At 68.6% G+C, this 20,788-nt stretch carries 17 protein-coding genes; 12 read left to right on the top strand and 5 right to left on the bottom strand.

Annotated features, from left to right (window positions below):
* On the top strand, window positions 1-702 hold a 702-nt coding region (locus D7X74_RS24240), incomplete at its 5' end, for a chorismate mutase (RefSeq protein ID WP_120535371.1).
* A gap of 6 nt (window positions 703-708) precedes the next feature.
* Here D7X74_RS24240 and D7X74_RS24235 read toward each other — a convergent pair.
* Window positions 709-2,052 carry a S9 family peptidase gene (locus tag D7X74_RS24235; RefSeq protein WP_120535367.1) on the bottom strand — a complete coding sequence of 448 codons (1,344 nt, stop codon included), beginning with the start codon at window positions 2,050-2,052 and terminating at the stop codon, window positions 709-711.
* Between the two features lie 73 nt (window positions 2,053-2,125).
* Window positions 2,126-2,905: a class I SAM-dependent methyltransferase gene (locus D7X74_RS24230; protein ID WP_120535370.1), complete on the bottom strand. Its 780-nt coding sequence runs from the start codon at window positions 2,903-2,905 to the stop codon at window positions 2,126-2,128.
* A 167-nt stretch (window positions 2,906-3,072) separates the two neighbouring features.
* Between D7X74_RS24230 and D7X74_RS24225 the strand changes: the two genes are divergently transcribed.
* The 8 genes from D7X74_RS24225 (at window position 3,073) to D7X74_RS24190 (ending at window position 11,952) form a co-directional block, all read left to right on the top strand.
* Window positions 3,073-4,302, top strand: coding sequence for a citrate synthase family protein (locus D7X74_RS24225; protein ID WP_233602225.1), 1,230 nt, complete (start codon window positions 3,073-3,075; stop codon window positions 4,300-4,302).
* A 145-nt stretch (window positions 4,303-4,447) separates the two neighbouring features.
* Complete coding sequence (locus tag D7X74_RS24220; RefSeq protein ID WP_233595772.1) at window positions 4,448-4,984, top strand: hypothetical protein; 537 nt, start codon at window positions 4,448-4,450, stop codon at window positions 4,982-4,984.
* 156 nt (window positions 4,985-5,140) lie between these two features.
* Window positions 5,141-5,551, top strand: coding sequence for a hypothetical protein (locus tag D7X74_RS24215; RefSeq protein ID WP_233602224.1), 411 nt, complete (start codon window positions 5,141-5,143; stop codon window positions 5,549-5,551).
* A gap of 171 nt (window positions 5,552-5,722) precedes the next feature.
* Window positions 5,723-6,871, top strand: coding sequence for a hypothetical protein (locus D7X74_RS24210; RefSeq protein WP_120535365.1), 1,149 nt, complete (start codon window positions 5,723-5,725; stop codon window positions 6,869-6,871).
* 29 nt (window positions 6,872-6,900) lie between these two features.
* On the top strand, window positions 6,901-7,638 hold the full coding sequence (locus D7X74_RS24205; RefSeq protein ID WP_120535364.1) for an AHH domain-containing protein: 738 nt from the start codon (window positions 6,901-6,903) through the stop codon (window positions 7,636-7,638).
* A gap of 17 nt (window positions 7,639-7,655) precedes the next feature.
* The gene (locus tag D7X74_RS24200; protein ID WP_120535363.1) at window positions 7,656-8,252 is read left to right on the top strand and encodes an imm11 family protein; all 597 of its coding nucleotides are present in this window, start codon (window positions 7,656-7,658) and stop codon (window positions 8,250-8,252) included.
* A 7-nt stretch (window positions 8,253-8,259) separates the two neighbouring features.
* Window positions 8,260-9,060 (top strand): immunity 49 family protein, encoded by an 801-nt coding sequence (locus D7X74_RS24195; protein ID WP_120535362.1) that lies wholly within the window; start codon window positions 8,260-8,262, stop codon window positions 9,058-9,060.
* 141 nt (window positions 9,061-9,201) lie between these two features.
* Complete coding sequence (locus tag D7X74_RS24190; protein ID WP_120535361.1) at window positions 9,202-11,952, top strand: PQQ-dependent sugar dehydrogenase; 2,751 nt, start codon at window positions 9,202-9,204, stop codon at window positions 11,950-11,952.
* Window positions 11,953-12,057: 105 nt separating this feature from the next.
* Here D7X74_RS24190 and D7X74_RS24185 read toward each other — a convergent pair whose 3' ends face one another.
* Together D7X74_RS24185 and D7X74_RS24180 are read right to left on the bottom strand one after the other, a co-directional pair.
* The gene (locus D7X74_RS24185; protein WP_120535360.1) at window positions 12,058-14,148 is read right to left on the bottom strand and encodes a hypothetical protein; all 2,091 of its coding nucleotides are present in this window, start codon (window positions 14,146-14,148) and stop codon (window positions 12,058-12,060) included.
* A 183-nt stretch (window positions 14,149-14,331) separates the two neighbouring features.
* Entirely contained in the window at window positions 14,332-14,829 is a 498-nt protein-coding gene (locus D7X74_RS24180; RefSeq protein ID WP_233602223.1) for a GNAT family N-acetyltransferase, read from the bottom strand.
* A 162-nt stretch (window positions 14,830-14,991) separates the two neighbouring features.
* Between D7X74_RS24180 and D7X74_RS24175 the strand changes: the two genes are divergently transcribed.
* Entirely contained in the window at window positions 14,992-16,011 is a 1,020-nt protein-coding gene (locus D7X74_RS24175; RefSeq protein ID WP_158622285.1) for an oxygenase MpaB family protein, read from the top strand.
* A gap of 21 nt (window positions 16,012-16,032) precedes the next feature.
* Here D7X74_RS24175 and D7X74_RS24170 read toward each other — a convergent pair whose 3' ends face one another.
* On the bottom strand, window positions 16,033-17,484 hold the full coding sequence (locus D7X74_RS24170; RefSeq protein WP_120535357.1) for a hypothetical protein: 1,452 nt from the start codon (window positions 17,482-17,484) through the stop codon (window positions 16,033-16,035).
* A gap of 253 nt (window positions 17,485-17,737) precedes the next feature.
* On the opposite strand from D7X74_RS24170, the gene D7X74_RS24165 reads away from it, so the two are divergent.
* Window positions 17,738-19,582 (top strand): M4 family metallopeptidase, encoded by a 1,845-nt coding sequence (locus D7X74_RS24165; protein ID WP_304984926.1) that lies wholly within the window; start codon window positions 17,738-17,740, stop codon window positions 19,580-19,582.
* Between the two features lie 215 nt (window positions 19,583-19,797).
* Window positions 19,798-20,788, top strand: a 991-nt coding sequence (locus tag D7X74_RS24160; protein ID WP_147446665.1) for a hypothetical protein, incomplete at its 3' end; no start/stop codon positions are given.

Here is a 20,788-nt window from a genome sequence, read left to right as displayed (position 1 = left end):
CCCCTGTTCGGCCCCTTGAGCCTGGCCATGGCGGAGCGCCCCATGCGCGTCGTCGTCTGCCCCAACCCACTGCATCCGGAGGCGGCCCCGCGCGCGCGGCGCTTCTACGAGGCGCTGGGCTGTGAGGTCATCGAGCAGACGCCGGAGGGACACGACCGGGTGATGGCGGAAACCCACGCGCTCACGTTCTTCGTGGCCAAGGGGATGGTGGATTCGGGGGTGGCGGTGGACGTGCCCTTCGCGCCGGCCAGCTTCAAGGCGCTCTCGCGCACCATCGAGACGGTCCGCTCGGACGCGGGTCACCTCTTCACCGCCATCCAACAGGAGAACCGCTTCGCGACGCAAGCGCGGGAGCGCCTGCTGCAAGCGCTCCAGGACATCCACCGCGACCTGGCCGCCCTGCCCGCCGTGGCCAGTGCCAGGGAGGTGGCGGGCATGGCCTTGCCCGGGCTCGCGTCCGGACCGCCGGAGCCCCGGGAGACGCGCGAGCACATCGAGCAGCTCGACCGCGAGCTGGTGGAGCTGCTGGCCCGCCGCGGCGAGCTGGCCCGGCGCCAGAGCCGCGCCCATGCGCCCGAGGAGCCGTCCGGTACGCAGGCGCTGCTCGCCGCGCGCCGGGCCTGGGCCACGGAGTTGGGATTGGATCCGGAGGAGGTGGAGCGCCTCTTCCGCGTCATCCTGGAGGCGCCGGGCGGCGGGTAGCCGGACTCAGAGGTACTCGTCGAGCCAGTCGAACATCCGGTGATTGGCCACGGCCTGCGCGGCTTCCTGGCAGTGCAGCAGGCCGGTGTCCTCCTGGGTGAACAGCATGTAGTCCTTCGGGCAGTTCAGGGCGTCGAAGAGCAGCCGCGCCTGTCCCTGGGAGAAGGCCTCGGCGGTGCCGTCCATCACCAGCGTGCGGCAGCGGATGCGGTGGACGACGGGCTCGTTGTTGAACTCGCGGAGCTTGAAGAGCAGGTCCGACGGCGAGCTGGCGCCGTGCTTGTTCATCGAGTCCTTCATGTACCAGCGGAACAGGAACACCTGCGCCATGAGCTGGGCCATGCCCGCGTCGAAGGCCTGGGGGGCGCTGTCCAGCAGCGGCATCAGCTCCGGGAAGTACATGTTGAACTGCTCGAAGGAGGACTCGCCCCAGTTCAGGACACCGGGATTGGGGATGAGCAGCTTGATGCGCCGCTCGAAGGCCGCCGCGCGCGGCACGAGCGCTCCGCCCATGCTCCACCCCAGCAGGGCAATCCGCCGTGAGTCCACGCCCGCGATGCACAGGGCGAAGTCCACCACCGGGCGGATGACCTGCTCCCAGTCAGGCCGGAAGGGTAGCCCCTGCTCGCGGATGGCCATGCCCTGTCCGGGCGCATGCACGATGAGGCAGTGGTAGCCCCGCGCCAGCGCCGCATCAATGACATACTTGGACTCCTCCGGCCACGCGTCGCGGCCCTGCTGGAAGATGAGCAGGGGCGCGATGCTCCGGGCGTTCGGAGCGCGGAAGAAGTAGCCGGGCAGCGTCGTGCCTTCGTAGGGGATGCGCACGGGGACGCCGGGAATCTTGAGCAGCGTGAGGGCCTTGTCGTACGCGGCCACCGCCTTGCGCCCGATGGCGAGCACGCTCGGGTCACCCGGCTCGGGGTGGTGGATGAGCGCGGCCCGGTAGTAGTTGGCGGCCCGCAGGTAGGCATTGCCGGCGCTGATGCCATGGCGGCGGGACAGGCTCACATCGCCCATGGCGCGGATGCGGTCGGCGGTGCGGACCCACTCGTTGGGCCAGCTCCAGTCATCTCCCGGGACGATGCGGTGCGCGGTGTCCAGCACCTCGCTGATGTCCGCCTGGGCGCTGTAGGTCGCCGCCAGGAAATGGAGCAACTGGCTGTCCATGATGGGGTCCGCCATCAACCCCAGCTCGTACCAGGGGCGCGGCGCCTCATCGGACGCAGCGGAAGCGGAAGCCGCCGGAGGACGCGCCGCGAGGGCGGGGGTGCCCCGGAGGAGCGCGAGCCCCCCCGTCAGCCCCAGGCTGGCTTGGATGAGGGTGCGACGGTCCAGTGAACTGCCCATGGTCTGCGACCTCCAGCAATCGGGTGCTGGCGGGTTGAACACCGGAGGCCCCGCATTCTGTCACCCGCCTCCGTCAGGGCCGGGTGGCCAGGAGCGCGAAGACGCGGTGGGGAATCGCGAGGGGCTCCTCCGGGAAGCGCTCGGCGAGGAGCTTCGCGTGCGCGACCTCGAAGCGCGCGGCTTCATCAGCCGGGAGCGCCGCCCCCACCTTGGCGCTGGCGCGCACGCGGCCCCTCCACGCTTCGTGGGAGTAGTGGACGACCGTGTCGAAGGAGAAGGACTCCAGGGCGGTGAAGCCCTCCGTCGCGACATCCAGGAACCACCGCGGATAGATGCCGACGTCATGGCCGAAGCTGACGTAGGGCGCGACCTGGGAGGGATTGAAGGTGTCGATGAGGGAGTGGACCACCTCCACCGCGTTGCCCGGCAAAGGCAGCCAGTCGAAGTGCGCGATGAGCAGTCGCCCGCCCGGGGCCAGCACCCGCCGCGCCTCCCGGGCCGCGGCGGCCCGGTCGAACCAATGCCAGCACGTGCCGGCGGTGACGAGCTCGAAGGTGCCTGGAGCAAGCCCGGTCGCCTCCGCCGGGGCCACCCGGAAGTCGATGGACAGCCCTTCACTGGTGGCGAGCTGTCGGGCGGAGTCCAGCATGGAGGCGGAGACGTCGAGCGCGGTGACCCCGCCGCCGCGCTTCGCCAGCCCCCGGGCCAGGGTGCCCGTCCCCGCGCCCAGGTCGAGGACGCGAAGCCCGGGGCGGACGACACCCTCCCGGACGAGCCGTTCAAAGAAGGCGTCTGGAAAGCCGGCGCGGTGCCGCGCGTAGTCCGCCGACGTGCGGCCAAAGTCCACCTGCATGAGCATCCTCCTCGGTTGGCTTCCAGGCCCTCGCGTGGGGGGCACATCGACAGCGAATCGCGTCGCGTCGACACTCTCCCGTCAGGAGGTGGTGGAGCATGGATAGACGTCGGGGTGGACGCTCTCAATCTCGATTCGACCATCGACCTGAGCGGGAGGAGGAGCTGATGTCCGCGAAGGAAGCGGCGACGCTGCTCAGGGTGAAGCGCGCGACGCTGTACACCTACGTGAGCCGGGGGCTCGTGCGGTGCGTGCCGGTGCAGGGAACGAAGGAGAACCGCTACGCGCGCGCGGACGTGGAGCGCCTGAAGACACGCCACGACGCACGGGCGGGACACGCGGCGGTGGCGGCCGGAGCGCTGCGGTGGGGCGAGCCGGTCATCGACTCCGCCGTGTCCCGGGTGGAGCCGCAAGGGCTGGCGTACCGGGGACGCCACTCGGCGGTGGTGCTCGCGACGGAGGGACGGTCCTTCGAGGATGTGGCGGAGCTGCTGTGGTCGGGCACCCTGCCGGAACCCCCGGGGACGAAGTGGCGCGCGCCCCGGGCCCCCTTCCCTCCTTCGACGCTGGCGAAGCTCCTGCCAAAAGGGGCGCCGCCCGCGAAGGTGCTGGCGACCCTGGTCACCCTGCTGGCGACCCGGGACGCGGTGCGCTTCGCGCTGCCTCCAGAGCAGGAGCTGGAGCGGGCCCGGGCCCTGCTGCGACATCTGGCCGCCTGGGTGTGCGTGCCACGAGCCCCCGAGCGTGTGACGCGGGCGCTGCGAGCGCGCACGGTGTCGGCGTCCCTCGCGGTGGCGTGGGACGTGGCGTCTCCCCGGGCCCAGGCGATGCTGGACCGCGCCCTGGTGCTCTGCGCGGACCATGAGCTCAACGTGTCGACGTTCGCCGCCAGGGTGACCGCCTCGTCCGGATCCGATCTGTACGCCTGCGTGGGCGCGGGGATGGCGGCCCTCTCCGGCACCCAGCACGGTGGGGCCTGTGACCGCGTGGAGGCATTGCTCACGGAGGTCGGTGCGCCCGAGCGCGCCCGGGAGGTGGTGTCCGAGCGCCTGCGCACGGGAGCGCTGGTGCCGGGCTTCGGACACCGGCTGTATCCGGCGGGGGATCCCCGGACGCCCTGCCTGATTCAAGCCGCGCGGGAGCTGAAGCCAGACGCGCCCGGGGTCCGCGTGGCGTCCGCGGTGCTGGAGGTGATGCGCAAGGCGGGACACCCCGCGCCGTCGATGGAGGTCGGGCTGGTGATGCTGTCGAAGGCGCTGGGACTGCCCGTGGGAGCGGCCTCGGCGGTGTTCGCGGTGGGGCGCGCGGCGGGCTGGGTGGCGCACATCCTGGAGCAGCGCGACCAGGGACACCTGCTGCGGCCCAGGGCCCGTTACGTGGGGCCCCCGACATCCTGAACCGGCAGGCGGACAGGCACGCGCAGGGACTCAGGGGTCGCTGGGTGGGAGTGCTGCGCCAAAGGTCGTTTTGGGTCGGGATTCACGGGGGGATTCTCGCGGTTGATGGGAACCATTGACGCCCCTCTCTCAAAGGACACCCCGCATGATGAAGAAGACCGCCCTGCTGACCTGCCTCCTGGGACTGATGCTGGGAGCCCTCCCCGCCAGTGCCGCCGAATCGAAGGATGTGTTTGGCAAGGAGGTCCCCATCGGGCAGGGCCGGCCCACGCTGGTGCTGTACACCAACCGGGGCACCCAGGAAGAGCTCCGTAAGCACGCCTACCAGTTCATCTACGAGATGCGCTCCAAGAAGCCCATCGTCGTCGTCCACGTGGACCTGCGCGACGTCCCGGGCCTCTTCAAGGGCATGGCCCGCAAGCAGATCAAGAAGGGCCACGACGAGTCGCTCGACGAGATGCGCAACCTGTTCCGCCAGAAGGGTGAGGCCCCGCCGCCCGAGCTGGAGTCGTCGCTCTACATGGTCGCCGACACCAAGGGTGAACCCCACCAGTCCATGGGCTTGAAGAAGGGCTTCGGCCAGGTCTTCGCCCAGGTGCTCAGCGACTCCGGACAGGAACTCGCCCGGGGCCCCTTCTCAGAGAGCGTGCGCAAGCTCGGTCAGGTCCTGGCCTCCAGGTAGGCACCTGCCGCGCAGCTTGGTTCGGGTTCTCGGATATGAGGGTGTTTTCCGGGGCGACGGCGACGTGAGCAGTCGTTCGAGCCCCCCAACACCCCCTCTCCTGAAGTCGTTGAGCCGACCGCGCCGGGCAGTGAAGTCGCGCAGGTCGAGTCAGCGGTGACGAAGTCCATCCCCGGCACGACCTGTGTCGTCGAAGCGACGACGCCGTATGCGAATGACGACGGTCGCATCAGCGCCCAGGCGTCTGTCTGGGATTGCAGCCAGGACTCCCCCATCATCTACGTGTGCTCCGTCGAGGAGAAGAAGTCGGTGAGCAGCACGGGCACCGTCACGTGGACGGCGGTGGCGGGCAGCCGCAGCTGCTACCCCGAGACGAGCACCGACTTCGGCGGGCAGACGGCGAACGCCACGCCCTCCGCGGCGGGTGTCTACCGCCAGCGTGCGCAGGCGGCCATCACGCTCAACGCCACGACGTGGACGCCCGCGCAGCCGTCGACCTGCGGCACGCTCGCAAGCAACGTCCCGTGCAAGTTCATGGAAGTCGTGTCCGGCAACGTCACGCTGTAGTGAGCCCCCGGTCCGGCTGACGCGAAGGCGACGGCAGCCGGGCTGGAAAAAGCCCGCGAGGATGCAGCCGCCTCCCCATGGCATTGGCGCACGGCATTGACTGTCATGCGCCCACCCATTCATCCTTTGCCAAGCGGATGTCAGACATCCGCTTCGCGAAGGAGCCCCCCATTGAGGGAAGGCCGCATCGCCATTACGGGCATCGGGATGGCCTCGTCGCTCGGCAATGCCGTCCAGGCCTGCGCGGCTGCACGGGCAGGCCTGACGCGCATCACGGACCTGGAGCAGACGGAGGTCGAGGAAGAGACCCTGCGGACCGAAGCCCTGAAGGGGCATCCCGCGAACTGGGTGGCCGGCGGCTTCGAAGGCCCTGGCCGGCTGCTCTGCCTCGGAGAGGCGGCGATTCAGGACCTTCTCTTCCACGTGAAACTCAAGCCAGAGGAGTTCGCGGGGACCGCCCTGCTGCTTCAACTCCCGGATGACTTTCACCAGCAGACCCTCCTTGGGCGTGGAGCCACGGCCACAGCCACCTCCGATTTCGCCCCGGAAGACCTCCCGGCCGAAGCCCTCCTTCAGGCCACGTGGAAGTCGTTCCCTGAGCGATTGATGGCCCTGACCGGGTTTGAGACACGGCCTCGAATCCTCGAGCGCTTTCGTGGCGGACCCGCATCCTTCGCGCACCTCCTCCTGCGGGCTCGGAACCTGCTCAACTCACGAACAGTGGACCGGTGCATCGTGGGTGGAATCGACTCACTCATCGATGGAGGCCCGCTCCTCGCAGCACGCGAACTGCAGCTCACGCGGACGCCCAATTCACCCGTTGGATTCCTGCCTGGCGAGGCTGCGGGCTTCGTCCTGATTGAGTCGGCTCGCGCGGCGGACGCCCGTGGCGCCCGCATTCAGGCCTTGCTGGGGCCTGTTGGCATCGCGGAAGAGTCCTTCGATCGATTCTCCGGCACGCCCTCCACCGGAGCAGCGCTATTCGCCGCGACCACGGCCTGCCTCGAATCCTGGAGCGAACAGGACGGGGCCATCGGGTCCGCGGTCGTCAATCTGAACGGCGACCCCTTCCGAGCGATGGACTACGGGAGCGCCCTGGTCCGGATGACGTCGGCCCGCCTTCCCACAAGCTTCCGACTCGTCCTGCCCGTGGACAGTTTTGGTGAGCTGGGCGCCGCCACCGGACCTGTCTCCGCCTGCATGTCCGTCAGGAGCCTTGTCCGTGGTTATGCAAGGACACCCCATGTCCTTGTCCTATTGCTGGACGAGCGCAAACAACGTTCTGCCCTGCTGCTTCACCATCCGGGGACGGCCCCATGAGCATCCCCGGACTGCATTGAGGAGACGCGATGAGCCAAGATGACGAACATATCGACGCGCTCAAGAACAAGAAGGACGCCCACCGGGGCGGCGAGTTGAACGGTTGCATCTGGCGCGTGTGTGGACTCAAGGGCCACAAGTATCCCGAGAATGGCCGAAGCTATATCCAGGCCAACCATCGCAAGATCTACGAACTCGACTTCACACAGGGCGCCGACCACATCCGCGTGACCAACGTCATGCGAATCTACGGCAGCTACTCAGCCCACCGGAATCCCACCACCCGAGGCAATCTCTGGTGGTTCGGACAAGGATGCAATTTCCAGAATGGCTACTGGCCCTGGAGCAACCAACTCCATCACATCCTTCCCATTCAAGCCCTCCAGGAGGGACTTGAGAAGAACCCCTCGGCCATTGAGATGTTGCTGCGCGCTGGGTACAACATCAACCGGGGCGTCAACATCATCATCCTGCCCACGAACCAGCGCGACGGCTATGCCATGCGACTGCCGTGCCATTGCGGAGCACATACCTCGTACAACAGGCATGTATCCCAGATCGTCAACAAGGTAGCGCGTCGGCTGTTGAAAGCGGCCGACCCCGAGGGCGAGCATCCTACCCACGCGGAGATGCGTGGTATCAAAGACGAGTTGGAGACGTGGTCCGCGCGGGAATTCCTGGTGATCGTCGCTTGGGGTCGGAACTACCCGGGCATGAAGATCAACGAGAAAAAAGAGACACAGTTCGCCGTCCCGCCACGGTGCTGACCCTGTGAGGAGATGAGATGTCCAAGAGTTCCTACTCCATTCTGCGTGCCATCGAGGATCCGTCCCTCTGTGGGATCCTGAGCCTGCCTGACGAACTCTATCCACTCTCCTGGAAGCTGGCGGAGGGCCGGTCGGTCGCGAAACAGTATCCCCCAGACGTACAATTCAAGATGACGGACCGATACCCGGGCATCCTCGTACCGGATTTCATCCAGAACGTCGTCGCCTGCACGCTGGTGTCCGAGGCCGCCAAGGCGTTGCTGGAACAGCACGCGCGGGCCGACATCGAGTTTCTTCCATTCACCCTGCGCAACCACAAAGGGCGCATCGCCCGTGAGCGGTGCTTCATCGCCAACATCCTGGGTGTCGTCGACTGTGTCGACCCCGCCAGCACCAGGGCAACGCCCTCGAAGATGGAGAAGGGCACCTACCTTTTCCTCAACAAGTTGGGGCTGGACATGAAGAAGGTCCCGGAAACCGCTCGCATCATGCGCCTCAAGCAGCTTCCATCCGTCATGATCGTCCACGAAGCGCTGCGCGCCGTGCTCCAGGCCGAGGGCATGACCGGCCTGGGGTTCATCGAAATAGGCGAAGAGTGTGACATCCGGGAGTAGCCCTGCCATGTCCGAACTCGCGTCCCTTCTCATCAACTCAAGGCACCGCATCCAGGATGCGCTTGCCAGCATCGAAGCCACCGACACGGAAGAGTCCTCTGGCTTCGCATACGTCAAGCTGGCCTATGCCTATCGAACTCTGGCCATGTGCCAGTTGTTGCTCCAGGCGGACGCGCAAGCGTTCTCCCTCAATCTCCGCCGCTCCGCCCAGACCACGCTTCGATTCTTCACCCAACTCCAGCTTGGGCGCGACTTCAACCCCGTGCACTCGTGCGCCAGCAGGGTCTTCTCCTTCACCGACGCCCTGGTCGCAGGGGACCTTCCGACAGCCCGGGAACTGGGGCAACTGCTCCCCACACACCATGAGCCACGAATCGAGTACGAGGATGACTTCCTCCTGCCCCACTGCATGGGCTTGATGCTGCTCGCACCTCCAGGGCAAAAGGCCACGCTTGTCGCGGCCCTGGCACGGTGGAGGACGGTCCTGGAAGGTGGAGCGGACCCCTATCTCGATGCGCTCCATGCGCTCCTGGGGGGAGAGGGAAATGCGTTCGACGATGCCCTGGAACGCCTCATCCACGCGCGCGGACAACAGTTCGCCCAAGGCAAACGGGACATGAGCATCGACGAAGAGACGCAGCTCACCGAAGGACGCCTCTTCATGAAGGGGCTGGCACTCCTCCGCCTCGCGGAAGTGCTCGGTCTGGAGACCCAGCAGGGCTACGTCATGATGCCTTCGCTGGCGCGTCCTCCTCTTTCCACCCTGCCGTTGCCCCCCCATGCGTGGAAGAACCCCGAGCTGGCCTGAGCCACGTCACGGGGGACATGCCCGCTCGCGCGAGCACGTCAGCAGCCGGGCTGGAAAAAGCCCGCGCGGATGCAGCCCCGGGGTGACTTCGCGCCGATGAGGGACTGAAGGCCCACTCGGCGTGCGGTAACTTCACGGGCCATGCGATCCCCCCTCGTTGCATCCCTGTTGTTGCTGCTGCTGGGCTCCCCGGCCTGGGCCACGGTGCCCACCGGCTTCACCGAAACGAACTTCTCATCCAACGCCCTGACGCCCGCCACCGGCATGGCGTGGGCACCGGATGGTTCCGGCCGGCTGTTCGTCACCCTCAAGAACGGCGCCGTCCGGACCGTGGCGATGAAGGACGGCGTCCTGGAGACGCAGGCGGGCTCGCTGGTGACCCGCCTGTTCGCCACGGAGCCCACCGTCCACACCAACAGCGAGTGTGGCCTCATCGGCATCGCGTTCGACCCGAACTACGTGGTCAACCGCTACGTCTACTTCTTCGTCACCGTCTCCGCCTCCGAGCAGCGCATCGTCCGCTACACGGACGCCAATGGCACCGGCACCGCGCGCACGGAGGTCGTCCGCAACCTGCCCACCACGGGCAACAACCATGATGGCGGCGGCATCGGCTTCGGGCCGGATGGCAAGCTCTACTGGGCCATTGGCGACCTGGGCAACGGCACGGGCGTGGACGCGGACCTCACGTCGATGGCCTCCAAGGTGAGCCGCGCCAACCTGGACGGCACGCCCGCCAACGACAACCCGTTCAACGACGGCGTGGGCCCCAACAACGAATACATCTGGGCGCGCGGCTTCCGCAATCCGTTCACCCTCACCTTCCAGCCCACCACCGGCCAGCTGTGGGTCAACACGGTGGGCACGGGCTACGAGCAGATCTTCGTCGCGACCCGGCGCAGCCACGCCGGCTACAACGACTTCGAGAACAACCAGCCCGTCGGCAACGACTACCTCACCCCCGTCATCAAGTACCGCACCAACGGGACGGACACGCGCAACCTCACCGCCACGGGAGGCGCCGTGCGCACGGCGGGCGTCACCACCTTCACCACCACCGGGGCGCATGGCTTCCGCAAGGGTGAGCTCATCACCTTCGAAGGCGTGGGCAACGCGAGCTTCAACGGCGACTTCTACGTCGCCAGCGCGGCCGCCGCTCCCACGACCACCACCTTCACCGTGGCCCAGCCGGGGCTGCCCGACGCGAGCAGTGGCGGGGGCACCGCGCGGACGCAGGGCCTGGGCGGCTCCATCACGGGTGGCACCTTCTATGACGCCACCCTCTTCCCGCCGGAGTACCGCGGCAACTTCTTCTTCGGCGACTTCAACTCCGCCCAGGTGACCCGCGCCACGCTCGCGGCGGACAACTCGGTGGCGACGGTGGACGCGTGGGGCTCCGGCTTCACCTCCAACGTGGACATGGCCGTGGGGCCGGACGGAGCGCTCTACGCACTCGGGTACACCAATGGCGTCGTGCGCCGGATTGCTCCGACGACGACCGCGCAGAAGCTGGTCGTGTCCTCGCTCAACCTGCGCCTCGTGGAGGGAGGCCGGGCGGTGTTCACCGTGCGGCTCGCCCAGGCGCCCGCCGCGCCCGTGGCCGTGCAGGTCGCGCGAGCGATGGGCGGCTCCGAGGACCTGAGCATCGCGAGCGGCGCCAGCCTCACCTTCTCCCCGACGGACTGGAGCGTGCCCCAGGTCGTCACGCTCGGGGCGGTGGAGGACGCGGACGCGGACGCGGACACGGCCACCTTCGTGGTGACGGCGGCGGGCCTGACGGACGAGTCCGTGGTGGCCACCACCATCGACAACAACTCCGCCCGGCTGGTGCTGTCCACCACGCGGGTGCTCATCCCCGAGGACGGTACCGCGACGCTCGACGTGTCGCTCTCCCAGCGGCCCACGTCGAACGTCACCGTCACCGTGGCGCGCACCCAGGGCGACGAGGACATCACCGTGACCGCCGGGGCCACGCTGAACTTCACCGTGTCCAACTGGAGCACGCCCCAGTCCGTCACGCTGCGGGCCGCGCCGGACGCGGACAACCTGGACGGCGTCGCCACCATCACCCTCGCCATGCCGGGCCTGGACGCGCGCGCCCTGGAGGCGGTGGAGCAGGATGACGAACCGCTCGCCCCCGCCATCACCTCCACGCCCGGCCTCTCCGCCGTGGTGGGCCTCGCCTACCGGTACGACGTGGAGGCCAGGGGTCGTCCGGCGCCGACGTACTCGCTGGTGGGCACGGTGCCTCCGGGGATGACCCTGGACGCGGCCACTGGCCTCGTGTCCTGGACGCCTGCCTCCACGGGCGCCGTGAGCGTGACGGTGCGCGCGAGCAATGGCGTGGCACCGGACGCGGACCAGACCTTCACCCTCACGGCGAAGGTGGATGAGCCGCCGCGCGCCATCCTCACGCGGCCCACCCAGGGCGAACGCGTGTCCGGCAACACGGCGGAGTTCTTCGGCGACTGCGTGGACGACGTGGGCTGCATTCGCGCCGAGTTCTACGTGGACGGCACGGAGCTCTACACGGACATCCGCTCCGACAATCACTTCCACTTCGGCGGGGAACACAACCGCTGGGACACCACCGGGCTGTCTCCGGGCGTGCACACGGTGCGGTTCGTCGTGGTGGACTCCGCCGGAGCGCAAGCCGAGCAGCAGGTGACGGTGTGCGTCGGGGATGGGCCGTGCGAGGAGGTGCAGCCGGACGCCGGCGTGGATGCCGGAACGGGCACGGACGCGGGAACGGGCGCGGACGCCGGCACGAGCCCGCCTCCGGACAAGGAGGATGACTCCGGCTGCGGCTGCGGCGCGGCCCCGGTGGCACCGCTCGCGTGGCTGGCGCTCGCCGCGCTGGCCTCCCGGCGGAAACGGGCGCGCGCGGAGTAGTCGAGGGCGGACACACCCCGGATGGACCTGAAGCCCGGTGCCCCCTTCGAGGGTCGCCGGGCTTCTTCTTCGCATCGAAGCGCGAAGGACGAAGCCAGCCGTACCTCAAGGAGGGGGGTCTGGCGTCTCTTCGTACTCCCCGTCCTCGGGATACCCCTCGTAATCATTCCACGCCACGAACAGCTCGAAGCGGAAGGTCGCGCCCAGCACCTCCTCCCAGTAGGTGGGACTGGAGAAGCCAGCGAAGCGGTCTTGCCGGGAGAACGTCTGGCTGGAGGGGATGCCCAGCAGAGCGGTTCCCTGCGTGCTGCCCTTGCCGCTCAGGTCACCGCTCAGCACCAGTCCAAAGGGCGAAGAGACACCCTCCAGCTTGAATTGCAGGTCGAAGCTGCAATCAGCCTCCTCCTCCTCGTTCTCCAGGAAGGCGGTGGCCGCCCAGCTTCCGTTGTGCCGCAGGATGACGGTGGCGGACTGACACACAAGCGGCTTCGGCATGTTGCGCGTACTGAGCCGCTTGAGCGGCATGCCGAGCGTGAATTGCCGCACGGCGGGCAACACGTTGCGGGTGGCGCCCACGCCTGACTTGTCGCTGCACAGGCGCTGCTCGGCGAAGACGAGGTCGCGTTGCGTGAGGGGCCGCGTCAGGCCCACCCATTTCACCCGCGGATCCACGAACCCGGAGCCGATGTGCTCCACATTCAGGGGCATGCCGGTGATGGCGAAGACGTCCACCGCGGCGCCCGGGATGGCATCCACCGTGACGCTCTTCGTGCCTTCCACCAGGGGCAGCACGATGTTCGTGGGCCCGACATCCGGCTTCGGCTCGACCCGGTGGTGGGGAGACTCCTCCCACGCACCGCCGCCGCAGAGTCGATAGGTGAGCCACACCTCCTGGGATTCGTGGAGATACGGCGTCACCTCGACGCGCAGCGAGTCGGCGGTCGCGAACACCTGGTTGCTGATGGGCGTGGCGCCGCCCGCGGAGGAGGCCCAGACCTGCACCCACGCACCGGTGAGCGCGGTGACGCGCACGGCGCGCGCGCAGGCCACGAGCGGATCCACCACGTCCGGAACCTGCCCGATGGACAGGCCCACGCCCGGCACCGTCACCGAGCCCGGGTCACTGGACAGTCCGCAGCGCTCCTGCCTGGCGGTGAGGGTCTCGTTCGCCGCGAGCGGCGTGAGCCGGAACACGAACGACGTGGCGGAGGGCGGCACCATGCCGCGGTAGTCCTTCCCCTGGTAGGCGAGCGTGACCACGGCACCGGGCTCCAACTGATTCACATACACGTCGACGGAGTCCGCGCACGGGGGCAGCAGCGAGGGCGTCCCGGGTTTCGCCGCCGGGGGGACGTCCACGCGCAGCGGGTCGGAGGGCAGCCACTCGCGGCACCGTGTCAGGGCCTGGGATATCTCCAGCTTGTCGCCCCCGCTCGAAAGCGGTTTGGACAGCACGAAGCTCAGGCGGTCGAGGTCGAACGTGGCGGTCTCACTCGAACCGTCCGACCTGCGCAGGACTGTCACGTCCGCGCCGTCGAAGACGCCGGCCAAGAGGAAGGAACCATCGCATCCCATGGGTCGGCTGCCGCCGAGGAAGGGGGCTGGCAGTTTCTCCTTCAATCCGACCGGAATCCTCAACACGACAGTGCTCGTCGCCACGGGCGTGCCGGCGAGCGGCGGGAAGCCTGGAGGCGCCTCCTGATGCGCCTGGAGGGATTGACCGACGCCGGGAAGGCTGGCGGTGAGTGCGAGCCGCGCATCCCCTGCTTCAGTGGCCCTCCCGCTCGCGATGACGCCCCCCGCGACGGTCACGACCACCTGGGCTCCGGGCACGGCGCCCTTCACCCAGACCCGAGCTCCGCACTGCCAGGCGCGCGACTTGAAGGAGAGCGGCGCGAGCAGGCCATGGTCCGTGGGCGCCTTGCCCACGGGGACCGCCAGCGGATCCGGCGTCCACCCGCTCTTCTCCGCGCCAAGCCCCTGCTGGACGAGGATGCGGTCCTTCTCCTGGAGCTTGATGCCGGGAAGGAGCGGCACCCGGTCACGTCCACCGGAGACAACGTCCTTCGCGATGTCGCGCGGATTGGGCCCCAGGGTTCGAGCCAGCACCGTCGCGCCGGGGAGGGCCCCTTCCACCAGGAGGGAGTCGCTCCATTCGGTGAGCGGGCCTTTGAGCAGCGGGATGACGAGTGGCATGGGACGACGGTATCCACGGCGGATCCGCGCCCCACCCCCGGGCGGGGATGGCCCCTGCCCCGGATGTGAGCTTCAGGGCGGTACGCCTCCGGAAGGTCCTCCAGGAAGCCATGGCCTGCGACTCCGGGACCTCTCCGCCGCTGCGGCTCAGCCGTCAAGTCACGGGAAGCCGCCGCCCCTGGCTCAAGCCGGCACGTACAGCCTGCTGGGAACGCGCTCGTAGTCGATGATCCGGTCAAGCCTCATCCCGAGCCGCGTCGCGACACGGATGGAGGCCTCGTTCTCCGGGTGGATGACGGCCACGACGGGGGTTTGAGGCAGGTGCTCGCGCGCCAGTTCCAGGGCGGCGCGGGCCAACTCCGTCGCATACCCGGAGCCCCACGCATTGGGAGCGAAGCGGTAGGCGAGGTTCAACACCTGCTGGCCGTCGAGCACCTTGTGGCGCAACCCGCCGAAGCCCACGGCGACCCCGGGCTCCTCGCGCCGCTCCACCACCCAGTACCCGATGCCCGTGCGCGCCCAGTCGTCCAGCCACACGCCCAATTGCGTCCGCGCGGCGTCCAGCGAGCGCATGGGCCCGGAGGCGCTGTAGCGGTTCGTCTCCGGATCCCCATGGAGGACGAACACTGCCTCCACGTCGCTGTCACGAACGGCTCGCAGCAGCAGCCGCTCGGTCGTCATGCGTTCAAAAACCTGGGTCATGCCCGGCAGCCTGCATGCAGTGCCGCCCCGCAGGCCACCGGGATCGCCCCAGGCGCCGTGGGGGTGTGATAATTCCTCCGTCTCATGAAACAGGCCGCTCGGGCTTCAAGCGGCGGCTGTGAGTCGTTCGGAGGCAGAATCGTGAGTGCGCAGGAGAACCCGAGCTGGCGACAGTTGTCTCCGGAAGTGCAGCAACAGATCAGCCAGGACAGCGAGCATTTCCGCAAGTGTCTCAACTACCTGCGGGAGCACTCGGCAGGCGAGGTCGAGGGCTTCTACGGCCCCGACAGCATGACCTGGGTGATCTACCGCGAGCCGGTGATCCTCCTCGGCGGACTGCGCGCCATCCTGCTGCAGATCGCCCATCCGGCCGTGGCCGTCGGCGTCTCCCAGAACAGCAACTTCCGGGGTGACCTGCTCGGCCGTGCGCGACGCACCTATACGGCGATGTATCAGCTCGTCTTCGGTGGCCTCCCCGAGGCGATGGGTGCCGCGAAGCGGGTCCACAGCCTCCACAGTCGCGTCAACGGCACCATTCCGGCCGGGGCGGGCCGCTATCGCGCGAACGATCCGCTGCTGCAGCGGTGGGTGCTCGCCACCCTCATCGACGGCGCCATGGTGGTCTTCGAGACCTTCGTGCGACCGCTCAGCCTGGAGGAGAAGCGCCGCTTCTACGAGGAGTCGCGGCTCGCCGCGGCGCAGTTCGGGCTCCTGCCGGAGCAGATGCCGCCCACGCTCGAGGCCTTCTACAGTTGGTATCACGAGCAACTGGAGGGGGAGACGCTGCGCGTGGGAGACACCGCGCGCGAGCTGGCGAGCCTGCTCTTCAATTCACCGTTCACCCGGGGACAGCTCGATGAGTTGCTCACCGCCGGCCTGCTGCCTCAGCGCTGGCGCGAGGCGTACGGGCTGGCCTGGGGACCGGGACAGCAGCGCGCGTGGAAGCTGCTGAAGGGCACGATGCGCCGGGCCATCAACCTCACCCCGCCCACGCTCCGCTGCGTCACGGCCTGGCATCAGGCGCAGATGCGGCTGGCCCTGGCGCGAGGACAGCGGCCGACCGCCATGGCCCGGGTGCTGAACACCCTCGACTCCTACGTCGACGTGCCGTTCAGCATCCGGCCGGTCGCGGTGAAGGCCCCCGCGACCGACAAGGATTGAGGCAGGCCTTCACCCGGAGGCTTACGGCTCCGCGGGCACGCGGGGGCGCGAGAAGTCGTTGAACTTCGACGGGAAGTGGCTCAGGTCGGTGTCGCTGTCCTGGGCCACCGGGTTGTGGCAGCCGAAGCAGCCGGCCTTGTTCGCGTTGGACAGGCCCGGCGCGTTCGGGTCATAGGCCGTCGAGCCAATCTGGAGATAGGTCTCCAGCGCGCTGTTGGCCAGGTTCGGGAAGCCCACCGCCGTCTTCTCCGGCAGGCCCGGCTTGGCCGACTGGAAGAGGGAGATCCAGAAGTCCTCGTCGGGCGCCTGCGTCCCCTTGGTCCACAGCGTGCCGATGAGCTGGTAGTTCTGCCAGATGCCCGTGAGCTGCGGACGCAGCGTGGCGTTCAGGCACGAGACGTTGCCGCCGCTGTTCGCGTTGGGGTCCTGCGAGGAGGAGTCCACCACCGCGCAGTTGGCGGCGCTCGCGCCCCCGGCTGGCAGCGCGTCCGTGCGGCAGACGTTGACCTGCTGGAAGTTCGCGCCGACATGCGGGTCCAGGTTGCACTGGGGATTCGCCGCGGTGACACCGCACGTCTTCGTCTCCATCACGCTGGAGGGCACCTTCGAGGGGTCGAAGAGCGCCCACGGCGTCCCCAGCGGCGACAGGGGCGCGATGGGGGTGCTGGAGCCCGCCGCGCAGTCCGGCGTGTTGGCCACGTGCTCGAACGAAGCCCAGACCCACTCGCCGTGCGTCGGCGTCTTCTGGGCGATGTGCAGCGCGATGAGGCCCAGGCCCGAACCCGCGCAGTACATCTGCGACGCGGGACAGTCATTGCCCGGGAACTGGCGCCAGGCCGTCTTCACCTCCACGGAGCCCATCGAACCCAGGGTCGTGGGCGTGCCACTTCCCCACGGCAGCCAGAGCTGGTTCGTGTTGTTGCACGGCGTGAAGGGCTGGCTCGGATCCGCGGGCTGGCAGAACGCGTAGTAGTTCGCCTGCGTGTAGTAGTTCTGGCCGACGACGAAGTCATACATCGGCGCGTTGAAGCGGATGTCATACAGCACGGTGTTGCCGGAGACGTCGATGAGCTCGTCCTGGCCACCACCGGCCTGCTTGTTGTCCAGGTGGCCCACCTGGAGCGTCGTGACGCCACCCGGGAAGGCGCCAGGCGCGGCCGCGCCGTCCGGCTGGAGCATGTTGTACCAGGGCGCGTAGGAGAGGAACCGCGGCTTGGTGGGGAACACCGGGTCGTTGGGGTCCTGCACCGTCTGGGTCAGGTAGAGGAACTGGTTCCACGCGAAGGTGTGGAAGTCGCAGAACGACTGCTCCGGCAGCGGGACGTCTCCCAGCGGCTGCGGGTTCGCCACGTTGAGGGTGGTGCCGTCGCTGAAGGTGCCGGAGCAGAGCGTCTGCGGGTTCGTGGGCGGCGGATCCTCCACCTTCGGGTCGTCCTTGCAGCTCAGCGTCACGCCTCCCAGGGCCATCAACATCAGGGAGGACTTCGCGAAACGTCTGACAACATGGCGTGACGACAAGGGGAGCATGGGCGTTCTCCGGAGCGCGGGGACTGTCCGCTGCCCTACGCAAGGCGGATGCCACGGCGCCTTCGCCCGGCGGTGCCCCCTGCCGACAGCCAAAGGCAGCGGGCGCCGCGTCGTGCCGACAAGCACCTGCGTTGGACCAGGACGCGGCCCGCGTGGCGGTATGCCCTGGATTCAAAAATCCTTGTGGCCGGTGCGGGGCATGGCGGGTCTCCTGGAGGGCCCGGCATTCTTCACGGGCTCCGCCACCGACCCGGAGCATCCCATGCGCATCCGCCGCCTCGCCTCGCTCGTCCCCTTCCTGTTGCTGGGAAGCGCCTGCGGTACCAGCACCGTCGATGACGCCTTGCCGCACGCGCAGGACAGCGCCCTGGCGACGAAGCCGGCCCGGGGCGAAGGCCTGCGTCGCCTCCAGGCGCAGCGCCCCGAGTTCTTGCGTGGCGCGGGGGAGCTGTCCGCCCACCGCCTCCTGGTGGACCCCCGGGGCAAGGCGCATGAGCGCCTGGCGCAGAGCTTCAAGGGCGTCCCCGTCTTCGGCGCCGCGGCCATCGTGCACCTCGCGGAGGACGGCACCGTCGCCAGCGTGACGGACCGGCTCGCCCGCGACCTCAAGGTGGACACCACGCCCCGGCTCAAGCGGGACGAAGCCATCCAGAACGCCCTGGGCTCGCTGGAGGACGGCAGCGTGCTGGTGGGCACGCCCAAGGCGGACCTGCAGATCCTCGCCGACAGCCGGGACACCCGCCTGACGTGGCGGGTGCAATTGGAGACGGTGAAGGCGGACGGCGGGCCGGCGATGCCGAACATCTTCATCGACGCGCACACGGGCGAGGCTGTCCGGGACTTCGACAACCTCCAGACCACCCGCAACCGCAAGACGTACACGGCCAAGACGCGCACGTCGCTGCCCGGGACGCTGGTCCGTTCGGAGACCCAGGGGCCCACGAGCGACGTCCTGCTGGACCAGGCCCACGACCACGCGGGCCTCACCTACGACTTCTACGCGACCCTCTTCGGCCGTGACAGCTACGACGGCCTGGGCACGGACCTCATCTCCACGGTCCACTACAGCAAGAACTACGTGAACGCGTTCTGGAACGGGACGCAGATGGTCTACGGCGACGGCGACGGCGTGCAGTCCTCCGCGCTGACGGTGCTGGACGTCGTCGGCCATGAGTTGACCCACGCCGTCACCGACACGTCCTCGGAGCTCATCTACGCCAACGAGTCGGGCGCCCTGAACGAGGCCATGTCCGACATCTTCGGCGCCTCCATCGAGGCGTACCGGGATGGTGCCGTCAGCGCCAACACCTGGAAGATTGGCGAGGAGTGCTGGACGCCGGCCACCGCGGGCGACGCCCTGCGGTACATGAACGACCCGGCCATCGCGGGCGACTACGACTACTACCCCACGCGCTACACGGGCACCTCCGACAGCGGCGGCGTGCACTGGAACTCCGGCATCGCGAACCTGGCCTTCCACCTGATGGTCTCCGGGGGAAGCCACCCGCGCGGCAAGACGAGCAACGTGGTGCCGGCGCTCGACGCCAACCGCTACACGGGCATCCTGAAGGGCGCGGCCATCTTCTACCGCGCGAACACCGTCTACCTGACGCCGGGCAGCACCTTCGCGGACGCGCGCGCCGCCACCGCGCAGGCCGCTTCCGACCTGTACGGTGCCAGCGCCGTCGCGTCCGTCAACGAAGCGTGGAGCGCCGTGGGCGTGGCCGCGCCCCCGACCTGGACCGTCATCACCACGCTGAGCAACGTCGCGGGCAGCCGCAACGGCAGCACGAACCTCAACTACGTCACGCCGACGAACGCGACCGCGATGCGCTTCGCGCTCTCCGGCGGCACGGGTGACGCGGACCTGTACGTGAAGTTCGGCAGCGCGCCCACGACCACCAGCTACGACTGCCGCTCCGCGGGTGCCAGCAACGACGAGAGCTGCACCCTCAACCCCGCGAAGCAGGGCACGTACTACGTCCTGATCCGCGGCTACTCGGCCTTCTCCGGCGCCACCTTCCAGGTCAGCTCCGGCCAGTAATCCCAGAGGGGTTTGCTGCCCCGACCCACCGGCGCGGTCGCCACTCCCTGGCGGCCGCGCCGGTTTCTTTTTCACAGCGCCCTTGAACAGTGACGCTGCGCACGGAATCACAGCCATCCGGGTGCCCGCCCGCCTGCCCTCGAAACACTTCCCTCTCCTGCGCGGTTCAGACATCGTATCTTTCAGGTTTGTCCCATCTTCCTGAGAGTTGATTCATGTCTGGAACACGTCGTGTTTCCGTTGCCCGGCTGTATCGCGCCCTGCTCCCGGTCGGGCTGCTCGTGGGGGTGTTCGCGTCCGCCGCCCGGGCGCAGGGCCTGGCCTCCGCGGCGGGGGATGAGCAGGTGATTCCCATTGTCGGCGCGGGCGCGGCCACGGGCGTCGGCTACTTCCCGCTGGAGGCCGCGTTCGATGATCAGCCCACGCTCCATCCGCCCACCCAGGAGCGCTACGGGGCCAGCGACGGCGGCCAGGGCGTGGGGCTCTATGCCGGGCGGCAGGCGTACATCGACTTCGGGCCGGACTTCGCCAACGTCCGCATCACCGGCACGTGGACGCTCTGGAACCAGTGGGGGCGCACCGCGCAGCAGCCGCTGACCTACTGGTGGTCCAGCTCCCGCGACAACCTGTTCAACAACGACGACGTCGCGGAGACCACCCCCGGCTTCGGGTTCATCACGCGGCTTCCGCCCACCCACCCCACCAGCGACCCTCTCTGGACGCGCGACTACACCGACGCAGGCACCGGCCTCGTGCCGAAGCGGCGCTACCTGCTGGTGTCCGCGCCCGCGACCAACACCAACGGGGCCGTGGAGTTCGCCATCACCGGCCGCGTCGGCACCGGCCCCAGGCCGCGCGTCGTGCCGCCGCCCGCCTTCGGGGCGCTCACGCTGGTGGACGAGGTGAACTGCGGCGACGCCAGTGATCCGCACGCATTCCAGCAGTTCCCCGCCAATGGCAGCCGCATCGAGACCGTGCTCGGGCGCGCCGTCCGCGTGCTGCCCAATGACACTCCGGGCCGCAAGTACTTCGCCTACCGCCTGGGCGTGGGCAAGAACCTGGTCGCGGGCAGGGCCTACTCCTACAGCTGCAGTTCGGAAGAGACCGCAGTCGCCCTCCTGTTGAAGGAACAGGAGGGGGAGGAGCGAGACTTCCCATGCAGCAGCCATCCGCCACTGAAGCGCAGGCGCCGGAAGTCCGGCTGGT

Source organism: Corallococcus sp. CA047B (assembly GCF_003612065.1).
Taxonomy (GTDB): Bacteria; Myxococcota; Myxococcia; order Myxococcales; family Myxococcaceae; genus Corallococcus; species Corallococcus praedator.
Note: the sequence above shows the minus strand (reverse complement) of the source record. Positions and strands in the feature narration are given on the sequence as shown.